Source organism: Parendozoicomonas haliclonae (assembly GCF_900174585.1).
Taxonomy (GTDB): Bacteria; Pseudomonadota; Gammaproteobacteria; order Pseudomonadales; family Endozoicomonadaceae; genus Sansalvadorimonas; species Sansalvadorimonas haliclonae.
Map to the genome: position 1 here is coordinate 274,702 of NZ_FWPT01000003.1, position 12,169 is coordinate 286,870.

The 12,169-nt window shown below is 51.8% G+C and carries 5 protein-coding genes and 10 tRNA genes; all 15 read right to left on the bottom strand.

The annotated features are described in order from the left end of the window. The 15 genes from EHSB41UT_RS07650 to EHSB41UT_RS07720 all read right to left on the bottom strand — a co-directional run bounded on the left by EHSB41UT_RS07650 (position 1) and on the right by EHSB41UT_RS07720 (position 12,139). Positions 1-7,374, bottom strand: coding sequence for an SEL1-like repeat protein (locus tag EHSB41UT_RS07650; protein WP_133060433.1), 7,374 nt, complete (start codon positions 7,372-7,374; stop codon positions 1-3). Positions 7,375-7,537: 163 nt separating this feature from the next. Further along, the gene (gene mscS, locus EHSB41UT_RS07655) at positions 7,538-8,404 is read right to left on the bottom strand and encodes a small-conductance mechanosensitive channel MscS (RefSeq protein ID WP_087108455.1); all 867 of its coding nucleotides are present in this window, start codon (positions 8,402-8,404) and stop codon (positions 7,538-7,540) included. Positions 8,405-8,517: 113 nt separating this feature from the next. After that, positions 8,518-8,991 (bottom strand): ProQ/FINO family protein, encoded by a 474-nt coding sequence (locus tag EHSB41UT_RS07660; RefSeq protein WP_087108457.1) that lies wholly within the window; start codon positions 8,989-8,991, stop codon positions 8,518-8,520. Between the two features lie 132 nt (positions 8,992-9,123). Further along, a complete protein-coding gene (locus tag EHSB41UT_RS07665) occupies positions 9,124-9,960 on the bottom strand; it encodes an OmpA/MotB family protein (protein ID WP_087108458.1) in 837 nt (278 codons plus the stop codon). Continuing rightward, the gene (locus EHSB41UT_RS07670; protein ID WP_165767184.1) at positions 9,957-10,811 is read right to left on the bottom strand and encodes a motility-associated protein; all 855 of its coding nucleotides are present in this window, start codon (positions 10,809-10,811) and stop codon (positions 9,957-9,959) included. The genes EHSB41UT_RS07665 and EHSB41UT_RS07670 overlap by 4 nt, the downstream gene beginning before the upstream one ends. Before the next feature lie 138 nt (positions 10,812-10,949). Next, positions 10,950-11,025 (bottom strand) — tRNA-Glu (locus EHSB41UT_RS07675). Positions 11,026-11,145: 120 nt separating this feature from the next. Further along, a tRNA-Gly gene (locus EHSB41UT_RS07680) sits at positions 11,146-11,221 on the bottom strand. Positions 11,222-11,242: 21 nt separating this feature from the next. Next, a tRNA-Ala gene (locus EHSB41UT_RS07685) sits at positions 11,243-11,318 on the bottom strand. A 6-nt stretch (positions 11,319-11,324) separates the two neighbouring features. Next, positions 11,325-11,400, bottom strand: a tRNA-Glu gene (locus tag EHSB41UT_RS07690). 119 nt (positions 11,401-11,519) lie between these two features. Then, positions 11,520-11,595, bottom strand: a tRNA-Gly gene (locus EHSB41UT_RS07695). 7 nt (positions 11,596-11,602) lie between these two features. Continuing rightward, positions 11,603-11,678: transfer RNA gene (locus tag EHSB41UT_RS07700), tRNA-Glu, on the bottom strand. A gap of 36 nt (positions 11,679-11,714) precedes the next feature. Beyond that, positions 11,715-11,790 (bottom strand) — tRNA-Gly (locus tag EHSB41UT_RS07705). Positions 11,791-11,825: 35 nt separating this feature from the next. After that, a tRNA-Glu gene (locus EHSB41UT_RS07710) sits at positions 11,826-11,901 on the bottom strand. 37 nt (positions 11,902-11,938) lie between these two features. Next, a tRNA-Gly gene (locus EHSB41UT_RS07715) sits at positions 11,939-12,028 on the bottom strand. Positions 12,029-12,063: 35 nt separating this feature from the next. Further along, positions 12,064-12,139: transfer RNA gene (locus tag EHSB41UT_RS07720), tRNA-Glu, on the bottom strand. Between the last annotated feature and the right edge of the window lie 30 nt (positions 12,140-12,169).

Here is a 12,169-nt window from a genome sequence, read left to right on the forward strand (position 1 = left end):
TTAATACATAATGGTCTGCATTATGTTGCTTTGTGCTTTATCCAGTTGCTCAGTGAGTTGGGTAAAGTCTTCGGCGTTGGCCTGAGACTTTGCCTGATTCTTGATATCGAGGCACAGCGACAGGAACAAACCATTATTTTTGCTCGGGAACCGATTGACCTGTGTGGATTCCTGAGAGAACTGTTCAAGGTGCGCCTTAAAGCTATCAAGGTTTCCTGCCTTTAGCTCTCCCAGCATCACCGTCAGCAAAAGATAAATACGATTCACATCGAGATTAAACACACCGGCCTTTGGGCAATCGGGAAAAGTCCAGTTGTGGGGAAGTCTTTGCAATAACGCTTCCGCATAAGGTGCAAAGATATCCTTGCACTCGAAGAAGTCTTGACCGGCCATCACCTCGGAGGCTTTAAAGGTCGCTTTGACTCTCTGATCATCATAAACACCGTTTGCCAGATCCCTGCAGATCATCAACTTCCGACGCCCCTTACCAAAGCGATCAACCTGCCGCTCTGTTTGTGCCAACAACTTATCCAGCTTTTTAAGCAGAGGCTGACTGGCAGGCCCGGTATTGATCTGCTCTTTCAGCACCTGAACACTGGCACAGGTTGCAAGCTGCCACTCCAGAATTTCACTACGGGTTTTCACTGATGGGTCAAAAAACTGTGGCGCATTCTGCTCAGCTTCCAGCTTGATAACCTTCTGCCACAGCTCAGCCGTGCCTTGAATATCTTTCAGCCACTGCTCCTTTTGTGCATCATCCTGCTCTTCTTCACCAAGCCGCGCGAATAGACGTTTTGCCGCATCCTCAACACCCTGCAGACCGGTTTTCCCCAATCGGCTCAGATCACCATCCACATCCTGCAGCACCAGCTTTAAACAACGAAAAGCGGCATCAAAATCCCTGCCATAATCGAGATACCAGCGCATGGCCCGATAGTGGAAACGCATAACCTGAGACTTCATAGGTTCCAGGCAAGGATCGTAATAGTTCATCCGAATCAGATGCCCCTCACAGAGCTCCGGATTAAACTGAGCAAAAGGATAACTGCATTCGTTTAGAAAACTCTGGTAGGCCTTAACCGCCAAGGGGTAATTACCAAACACGTCAGGATGACAATCAGCAAACAACTGCACGTCTGGTATTTCATCCAGCGGTTCCGAAGCTTCGCGGCTTTTATCCAGCTCTCTATCAAAGCCCCTATCCGACTCTCGCGTGCTAACGGTGTCTGGGCCTCTCGCAGGTTCCGGGCTGCTGATAGTTTCAGAGTCATCCACTGGCTCTGAGCTTTTTATCTGTTCTGAACTGTGACTGGATAACGGCGAATAGCTGCTGGTTTCCTGACTAATCACTGGAGATGCACCGCTACCCGAGCTTTCATTATCAGGCTGGCTTAGAACCACCGCAGATGGGGAGGATAACGGGGCTTTGATTTCAAAAAACTCGCCTTCCCAAACGCTATCCGTAAGTTTTCCATCCGACGGGTTAGGCGCAGGCTCGGGATCCGTCAGCTGCGCAGCTTCCCATTCATTATCTTCATCCGGCAGCTTCACCACCGTGGGCAGCTGCTCATAAAAGCCGGACTTCTCTGATTCGGTTAAACCAAATCGTTCCCATACCTCAAGCAGACGGATAAAGCATTTGTAGCGCTTATTATCCCATTCGTCCTTACCCTGCCTGACCCGCTCCAACAGCTTATCCAGCGAGCAGCGGAACATGCGTCTGATCTCTGGCTGCAGTGGAGCCAGCAGTGCAGAATCCTCCAGGCCTCGCAGCCGTGCCAGTAATCGATTGACCTCCCCTATCGGAAGGGTTTTCTTTTTGGCCAACAGCGCAACCTGTAACGCGATAATAAGCGACGGTGAACGCTGATCCAGCTCTTCGGCATTATCGATAATGGTATGCCACTCTTTCAGCTCGGCAGCGGAGCGTTGTGTCAGCTGCTTCGCTTCCAGCAAGCCCATAACTGTTCGCACAGTGTCGTTAAGTTCCTGCTGGGTATCCGCATCCAGCATGGCAGCGAGCAGCTCACTGGCTCGCTGCCCACCTTTTTCCATCCACACAGCCAGACGCTCATGCAAAAGCAGCCGCTGACGGCTGTAACTGCCTGACTGGACGGCGAGATGGAAGTCGGCCTGCAGATCATCCAGAGCCAGCGATTCATCCGTTTTCAAACGCTCCCGGGCTATACGACATTCGTCTTTTATACCGGCGACTTCTTCCGCCATCCGGTCCGGGAAGGTTTTGCTTTGCAGACACTGTAAAACTTTTGCGGGCTTTGTTGTGAGAAGGCAACGTGCCAGTTTGAGTGCAGAGGCACTGCGGGGGAGATCAATGATCTTCGGTTTGAGCAGATACTCAAATAGTTCCAGCCGGGTAGTATTTCCCAGCACCGGTAACACTGTGCTGGTCATCCCATCCTGATCCATAGTCGTCAGCAGTAATGCCAGCCCGGACTCCTGTATCTGCTCATGGTCAAAGGTTCTCAGCAGATTGGCCAAAAGCTCCAGTTTCTCGCACGGTGAAAGCTTATAAGCCAGAGCAAGAGAAGCCTGCCCCAGCCTTAAAAACAGCTCAGTGGACAGATGGTCTTTTAGCTGGCCAAACAGTTCATTCAGGTGGCTCGCCAAGGTCTTACCCTGCTCTCCGGACAAGAACTCAATCAACAACTGGGTATAAGCAGCCAGATCAGCTTGATGATCTTCAGGACACTCAAGGGCTTTCTTAATTGTTTTGAGCAACAAAGTCGCCCCGTTACTGCCGCAGGCCTCTTTCAGCCAAAGACATTGTGAAGACAATGAACCGTTGTAGTGATGAACCATCTCTTCACACACTTCCCCCAACGTGGCACGGAGTAACCGTCCGTCTTCCCGCCGGGCTTCCAATTCCGCCTGTGCTTTGTCCGTGTCACCCGCCCTGCCCAGGTAATACAGAACCTTGGTATCGTTAAGCACTGTGTAGTCCGGCCCACTGCTGACCCGAGATTTGGGGGGCGATGTTGTCTTGATGGAATTCTGCTCAGCCGTATTATCTGCAGGGGTTACAGTTGGAACCTTCTTGCGTTTGGTTTTTCTTTTACTCTCTTTCACCACCTCGTCATAAGAAGGCAGTGTGGGTTTCTGGGCCAACCGACCTGATGGTTCCTTTTTTTCAGGCAGGGAAACAACTTTAATAACCGGAACCGCTGCCGGAGATAGCTTTCCTCTCAACTCCAGAAACTCTCCAACCCTCTTCTCTTTCAGGAGCGCCAGAACCTCTTCTTTTTTATGGTGCAGAGATAGCAATATGGCCTCCTGCCGGCCCATGTTTTTTTGCAGACCATTGGCCAACATGCCGACCTTGATTGATGAACAGGCGTCCGGGTTATCAACAAGAAATACCAGTACATCAAAATACATCGCAGCTGTTCCCTGGCTCAGCAGAGACCGGGTCTTTTTAAGCAAGGCTTCTTTCTCTTTGCTGTCTTCGATAACCTGATATTCGGTTAACATCGCAACCAGCCGGAAGTGCGGCAAAGAGTTCATCCAGCCGATGGAATCGTTATAGCCCAAGCGTTTCAAATGACTCTCTTGAGGGTTCACTTGCAGCAAAAGATAAATAGACGGCATATGGTACATGCACGATGCCTTATACAGCTGCACCAGTGCATCAGCCATCAGGCCTTTCTTTAACAGGCACTGGGCCAGGATGTAACAGGCCTGCGGATCAACGACACCGTTTTGACTTTCTCCGGCACCACGGATCAGAAACCTCTCAGCCAGTTCCGGCTGGTCTTCCAGCAAAGCATTAACACCCCGGCAGGTCCAGGCCGCAGCAAAACCGGCTCGTGCGGCTTCATCCAGCCAACGCTTGACCTGGCTTGATGGCAGCTCCAGATTAACCTGTCTGTACACCTGAGCCTGAGCAGCCAGCAATCGTATACTGACAGGTAGTGCAGCCAAACTACTAACCACAGGCTGACACTGCGCATGATTACCTCGGGCACAGCCCACCAGAAAGGTGGCCATGCTCAGCATATCCATATCCGGTTCCGATGCACCCTCCAGCCGGGTGCATTTCATCTGCCCTTTGTGGATATTCATTATGACTTCCAGAAACAGCATCTGCTCATCCCGAGGCATAAAGAAGGCATAACGCAGGTAACGGGTGAGCGCATCAACAGGCAACTCACCCTTCATGCGGCAAATCGGAGTCTCTTTCTCAATCATCGGAAACAGATCGAGCTCATTGACTTTGAATACAGGGAGTCTGGACTGCATAACCAGATTGGCCACCGCCAGTGGATCTATTGCCAGCAAATGTTGGCCCCGCCCCTGTGACATAGCATGCAGTAGCGGTTCCAGCGCCCGAAAAGTCCCCATGGCCATAGCACCATTATGACAACGGGTCAGCTCGTCCTGATACTTCGCCTCCATCTTGTTACCGGATGCCAATCCGTGCCCCAGAAGCCGCCCCATCAGCACCCCAAAACCACAACCCTGCCCATACAGTGCCAGCTCCCGGGCCCGATGAACGGTATTGTGGAATGCTGTATCAATATCTCCATCGTCACCAGGGAAGCAGGCACTCTTCAACACCTGGTAGTACATGGTGTCTTCGTGCCAGATTTGAGCCTCTTTATGTTCTGAAACACTGCTGGAAAACCAACAACCGGCACTGTCAAAGCGGTTGGTAAAGTAAGCATACTGGCCGGCCAGAAACATAGCGGGTTCATAACCCCGCATGGCAGCAAAATGCAGGTATTCAGAGGCTTCACTTTGCGATTCCAGCAGATGACAGGCTGTACCCAGCACATGCAGACAGCGTTCAAACGTCCAGGATTTATCGGTAAACGGTAAGGTTAAACGCTCCGGAGAGTCATCCTCCGCCTTGTACAACAGCAGAGGCACCAATGGTCGCAGGGCTTTCAAAGCCTGCTGTGCCTGAGACTTATTTTCAGGGAGGTCAAAGCCCAACCCCGCCAGTGCCTGCCTTGTCATGGCTCCTTGATCAATATGCTCATAAAACGACAGCATCGGCTGCTGCCCCTTGTCTTCGACCTGCTCCCGCAACTGTGCCGCTCGCTTCCCGAGACGGTCGATCTGTGCGGTCAACTCATTGATAAAGGGCTGATTCTCTGCCGTTATCCCGACCTGCCAGTCATCCTCTATAGCTTGATTTTCAAGATCGTTTATAAAGCAGCGGGCGATTCTGCGGGCATGCAGACGACACTGTCCGCTGTACAAAACCTCAAACGCTGAGTTTATACTTCCTTCTTTCACCAGCACATCGGCATAAGCCAGGGTATCCTGGCAGCTGCCTGTCAGCCAGAGTAGTAACTGCTGGTAGCGTTTCTTTAATTTGGGTTCGCGACAATCTGCCAGTTTTGTCCGCAGAGCCTTCTCTACTGCCGGTCTGCCACTATCCTGCTGCAGTTCAAAGCATGTTTTTTCATCCAGCCCTTCGACCATTTGTTCAAAGGCCCGTGCCTTCTCGGCCGGTTCAATCTGAAGCAAATCATTTTCCACCAGTTCAAACAGCCGGTAGCTGTGGCGTGGTGTCATATTCTGCATGGCATGACACCAGGGCAGAGGTTTGGGTCCATCTGTAAGAAATTGGGACTCACCGGCAAGAAACATCAACAGCCCTTCCAGAGAGTTTATGTCCTTGTTGACCTTGCGTAGCTCACTGCCTTTTTTGCCCTGCGCCAGTCCCGAGCGTATAGACGACAGCTGGGCATTATGATGATGCTTAAGCAAACGCTCTGAAAACGGTTTGGAGTCAGGGAGGATATTGCGCAGGGTTAGCTCACACTGATAGGTAATATCCAGATCACGGTATTTCTTATCCGCATCCATCAACAGGGCATAGGCGCTCAGGTGGTCGCCATAACGATTGTCAAACCAGGCAGACGACAGCGTGTTGTAAATGCATGATTCTTCATGGCTGAAACGAGGAGCTGCCAGCCCAAGCCGACCTTCGTTCTCCGTGTCTTTATCCCATAGTCGTGCCAACAATGTACCGGCCGGTGGCCAGTTGCGGTTCGCACTCAGCAGTGCCTGCAGGCGGGCCATCTCCAATCCACCCTCGATCAGTCCATAAGCCATCAGTGCTGCACTCCAGAATAGATACTCCGGATGAGGGGTATGCCACAATGTCCTGATGGCCTTGTCCTGCGCTTCCGTTTCTGTCAGCCCAATGGCATTCATTAACGTGATAGCCAGTTTATTTTTGGCTTTCCTGGCCTTCTGGCAGTTTTCACGAATATTAATGGCTTCTGGCCACTCCGGCTTGCTTTCAGTATCCAGTACAAACTGCTCAATCCACTCATAGCGCTGGCGGGTGGATATCCCCCTTTCAACGGTCGTTCTGAACGCCATTAAACTATCCAGCGCCTCAAGTGGCTGACTCTTCTCTGCACGCACATCCTCATGAGCATTGGGCTGCAGATAAAACAGAAACTTGACCAGATGAGCATCGGGGGAGTTCATCGATGCCGCCTGATCCAGCAGAAACAAGCCGTAATCAACATTATTGGGAAAGCTAAAGACTCCGGTGGCCATACAGCTGCCGACAATCGTCATCAGTGAGGGCTCACCATAATGCAGGGCGTCGAGAGCTTTACTGATCATTACCTGCTGCTCACCAGCTGTCAGTACAAGCTCCTCGTCACCATTCCCCCCACCTAAACGGAGCAGCCAGGCCTTGAGATCGTCGTACAACAACAGGCCCAGACGATTCATGGCACTGGAAACGCCATTATCACAAGCGGTTTTCAGACATTTAATAGCTTCCTGCTCCTCACCTTCGCCAAGGTAGAGCAGTCCCATCCAGTACCAGGCCTCAGACACACCGCCCCTTATCGCGATTTCCATCTTCGACCATGCGTCAGCGTGTTCTCCCCGCAATAGAGCAGACAACCCCTGACCAAACGACACCCAGCCAAGAATGGCTTTTTTCATCTCAGGTTCAGCTGTGAGTGTTTGAGGACACTGGGTAATAGACTCCGCCAACTGGTCACTCAATAGCGCCACGGTGGCCAGAATATTGACATCGGTGTATTCCAGCGCCTGGTGGCAGGACTTAAAAAAGCTGGCGGCATTATCCAGAATCCATCCTGGGGTTGCAGTAGAGGAGATATTTAAGCCGGCATCGACAACCCCATATTGTTTTTGCAGGGCATCAATCCACTCTGTGGAGGGCGGCAGGTCGGGGACAGAGAGTTGCTTGCCCAAATGGGCAGTAACGACGGAGCGTTGTGCCAGGGATAGCCCGGTCTGCTGCGATATGTTGGCAGGCAGATGGCGCATAGCCTCGGATCGACCATTACGGCCGTTACCGTGATGATGCCCGGATGTTTGCCGCGTATGGCCTCTCCCGGTAACTCCCTGCTGCATGAACTGTCCCGCCCCTGGCAATACCTTCTAACAGGCTTGAGACAATTGCGGGAAAAACGGGTGCAGAGGATTTAACCGGCTCGCCAGCAGAACTAACGACGGGATGCCCATTAAAAAAGGCTGCCGGATCACTCCGGCAGCCTTTTTTAGAACTCTTCAGCAATCAGCTGTCGAGCTTGTTCAGATGTACGTCCATCTGTGGGAATGGAATCTCGATACCGTTGGCATCCAGCTCTTCCTTGATCTTTTGCACCAGATCAAAGTACACATTCCAGTAGTCGGCGGTGTTCACCCAGGGGCGTACAACCAGATCCACAGAGGAAGCCCCCAGAGTCAGAACGCCTACGTTCGGGGCCGGGTCTTTCAGCAACCGTGGCTCGTTGGCCAGTACGTTGTACAAAACCTCTTTGGTCTTTTGGAGGTCGGCCTTGTAGGAAACACCAATCACCAGATCAATACGACGGGTCTTGTGACGAGAGTAGTTGGTAATCGGGTTACCAATCACCGAGGAGTTAGGAACGATAACTACCTTGTTGTCTGGTGTCGTCAGAACCGTCTGGAAAATCTGGATGGATTCCACGCTGCCAGCCACACCGGCAATCTCAACATAGTCACCGGAGCGGAAGGGGCGGAAGCCAACAATCAGTACACCGGCGGCGAAGTTGGACAGTGATCCCTGCAGAGCCAGACCGATAGCCAGACCGGCAGCACCAATAACTGCAACCACTGATGCCGTCTGAACACCCAGGCGACTCAGCGCAGCAATCAGTACGATAGCCAGCAACAGATAACGGACAATACCGTGAACGAACTCGATAACCGCCGGGTCCATGCGCTTCTTGTGCAGCCCACGGGAAACGCCCTTGGCAATCCCCTTGGCAATAAGGTTACCGATAAAAAGAATCAGAATTGCTGCAACAATATTGATGCAGTACTGAACGATCAGGTCTGAATGGTTCACTAACCACTCCGATACATTGCTTATATTATCAACTATCGGTTTTTCGATAGTCTTTGTTTGTTCAGTCATATTAACCTCGAGTCACACTGCATGACCAGCCCAATACCAGAATAGGGTCTAACGACATTTTAGTGTCTTCAGACCCTGCATATTATTACCAAGGGATTCGAGTATCTTCGGAATCAGGAATTCTCTGGCGTGGTTTTGACCAGTTTCAACTGACCAATAAATGCTCTTGGTGGATTCTGGCGACACCAGCGGGAGTACAGCATCAGATCAGCATTCACCGCTTCATCCAGACGAACACGGCCGTCTGATTGACCATCCAGGCCGATGCGGGCACGGCCGGTACGGGTGGCTTCCAGATACTGATCAAGACGGGTAAAGCAGCGCAGACCAATTTTCAGCAACCGGTCAGGGATCAGACCAGTGGCGAGGATATCTTTATCAATACCGATTTTCAGAGGACGAGGTGAAGAGACCCGAAAAATCTCCGGCCACAGCAGGCGCAGAATACGCACCGCTTCATGTCCCATGATGTCCTTATCGCTACGCGCGCTCAAATCCTCGATGAGCTGATGGGCTTCCTTGTTCTTCAAACTGTTATCTGTTTCCGGCTGCTGGTTTTGGTTTTCCGGGTGAGGTACTGACTGCATATATCCGCAAGACCTGTCTTAACAATAATGATCCCCGGAGATTTTGACTCCGACACCAGTAAAATACTCTACTCTGCACCGGGTTTGCCACTGTTTCCTGAGAATCCTTGTGGCTTCAGGCGCAGGCGGGGATTAAATCTGGTTTCGGGCAGCGGAATTGTGGGCCGCATCCAGTGATCGAGCCATCCGACCACTTTCATAAGCACCACCATACATCGGGTTCACTTCCTTAACCCGGGACGGATCAACCAGCACCAGTTCTACCCGCCGATTGCGGGCGGCATTACGATTGACAGCATCCTTCGGGCGGGTGTCAGCCATACCCGTCACCTGTCGGATACGACGGTTGGGGAATCCGGTAAAGTCCATAATTTCCCGCACACTGTTGGCCCGGGCAAAAGACAGCGACCAGTTATCAAAATACCCTTTACCGGAATAAGGCGTGGAGTCGGTATGTCCGATAATGGCCATCTCATAACCACTCATCAGCAGCCGTGGCCCCAGTTCCAGCAAGAGATCTTCAAAGAACGGGGTCAGCAAATACTCACCACGGCGGAACATCTGATTCTTATCCGTCTCCATCAGCTCAATCAGCAGACCGCCGGGTATTGGAGTGACCTTGATATTGTCGTGAAGACGGGCCATCTCCAGCAGCTCCAGTTCAAACGGATCACCACCACGGGCATCGAAATGAATGGGATCAGGACGATCCGGCACACTGTTGCCGCCATTAGTGGTATTCACCACCTTGCCCTGACTGATGCTGTCGAACATATGCCGGGAAGAGACTGAGTCGAAAACGCCAGGGTCACTAAAGTAGAGAGACAGGCCTTCCCGCTTCTCCATATCGGCACTGGTCACGATCCACATCACCATGAACAGTGTCATCATCGACATACAGAAGTCGGCAAAAGCGCCCTTCCAGCCGCCCAGCGTGGCTTCTTCCTTTTTACGGGAACGACGGCTCATGCCGTTGCCCTCTGCAGCTTACGTTCCAGTTCAACAAAGCTTGGCTGAAGACGGGAGTAAAGCACACGACGACCGGCGTCTGCAGACACAATCGGATGACGACCACCACAGTTGGAAACCAATGCGGCTTTGACACACTCAAACAACATGATCTCATCCTTGATAGCATGGGAGACCAGGTTAATCAGCGGGGCAAAGAAACCGTAGCAGGACAGCATACCCAGCATGGTACCCACCATGGAGCCGGCAACAGACATGCCCAGTACCGAGATCGGACCATCCATGGAGCTCATCGCAATAATAACCCCCAGTACCGAAGCCACGATACCAAATCCCGGAGCGGCATCGGAGGCACTGTTCAACGCACGGACAGAGCGCATCTGTTCGGATTCAAAGGCATCCAGCTCAGCATCCAGCAGCGCTTCCAGCTCTTTAGCAGAAATCTGACCCAGGTTGGTCATCCGCAGGTTATCGCAGATGTACGTCACTAGACGTGGGTTATCAAGAAAGCCGGACTTGCGGAACAGGTCACTCTTGGCCGGGCTTTCGATATGTTCTTCCAGCGCCTGACGGCCATTGCGACGAATGAGCTGAAACAGATCATGCAGTAAAACCAGCAGGCGTTCGTAATCTTCCCGCTCACGGCGCTTGCCCGCGACTGCCATCTTCAGGTGATGCCAGGTCAGACTCAGGACATCCTTGGGGGTGGAAGCAAAAAAAGCCCCGGCGGCACCACCCAGTACAATAAGGATATAAGCAGGCTGCCACAGCGTAGCCATCACGCCATTGCCCAGGAAAAAGCCGCCAAACACACTGATCAGCGTAAAAACAAAACCGAATAGTTTAAGCATCCCATCGCCCTGGCTTACGCCATGATAGATCCCATTATTGGCCTTGGTAATCGGACAAAAATGGTTGGAATTAAAAACAGGAAGGGTAAATTTCAGGCATAAAAAAAGGCCGATGCATAAGCATCGGCCTTTTAAAGATGGCATCCCGTAGGGGACTCGAACCCCTGTTACTGCCGTGAAAGGGCAGTGTCCTAGGCCACTAGACGAACGGGACACACTAGAACTTTTCGATCTTTCGATCATTTTAAACTGAAGCGGGAAACGAGACTCGCCATTTCTTGAAAAGAGAGACGACCCCAACCTTGGCAAGGTTGTTCACACTTCAGATTTAAATTGGAGCGGGAAACGAGACTCGAACTCGCGACCCCAACCTTGGCAAGGTTGTGCTCTACCAACTGAGCTATTCCCGCAATGCGTTTTCACGCTAAAAATGGTGGAGCCTAGCGGGATCGAACCGCTGACCTCAACACTGCCAGTGTTGCGCTCTCCCAGCTGAGCTAAGGCCCCAAAATATGGCATCCCGTAGGGGACTCGAACCCCTGTTACTGCCGTGAAAGGGCAGTGTCCTAGGCCACTAGACGAACGGGACACACTAGAACTTTTTCACTTTACTTAGTGAGAAACTGGAGCGGTAAACGAGACTCGCCATTTCTTGAAAAGAGAGACGACCCCAACCTTGGCAAGGTTGTTCACACTTCAGATTTAAATTGGAGCGGGAAACGAGACTCGAACTCGCGACCCCAACCTTGGCAAGGTTGTGCTCTACCAACTGAGCTATTCCCGCAAATAAATGGCATCCCGTAGGGGACTCGAACCCCTGTTACTGCCGTGAAAGGGCAGTGTCCTAGGCCACTAGACGAACGGGACACACTAGAACTCTTCGATCTTTCGATCACTTTAACCTGGAGCGGGAAACGAGACTCGAACTCGCGACCCCAACCTTGGCAAGGTTGTGCTCTACCAACTGAGCTATTCCCGCATAAGCACCGCATTTTCATGCAATGCCTTTGAAAATGGCATCCCGTAGGGGACTCGAACCCCTGTTACTGCCGTGAAAGGGCAGTGTCCTAGGCCACTAGACGAACGGGACACACTAGAACTTTTTACACTTTGTGAAAGTGAGAAACTGGAGCGGGAAACGAGACTCGCCACTTCTTTAATGGAGAGGCGACCTCAACCTTGGCAAGGTTGTGCTCTATCAACTGAGCTATTCCCGCATAAACACCGCATTCTCATGCAATGCCTTTGAAAATGGCATCCCGTAGGGGACTCGAACCCCTGTTACTGCCGTGAAAGGGCAGTGTCCTAGGCCACTAGACGAACGGGACACACTAGAACTTTTTACACTTTGTAAAAGT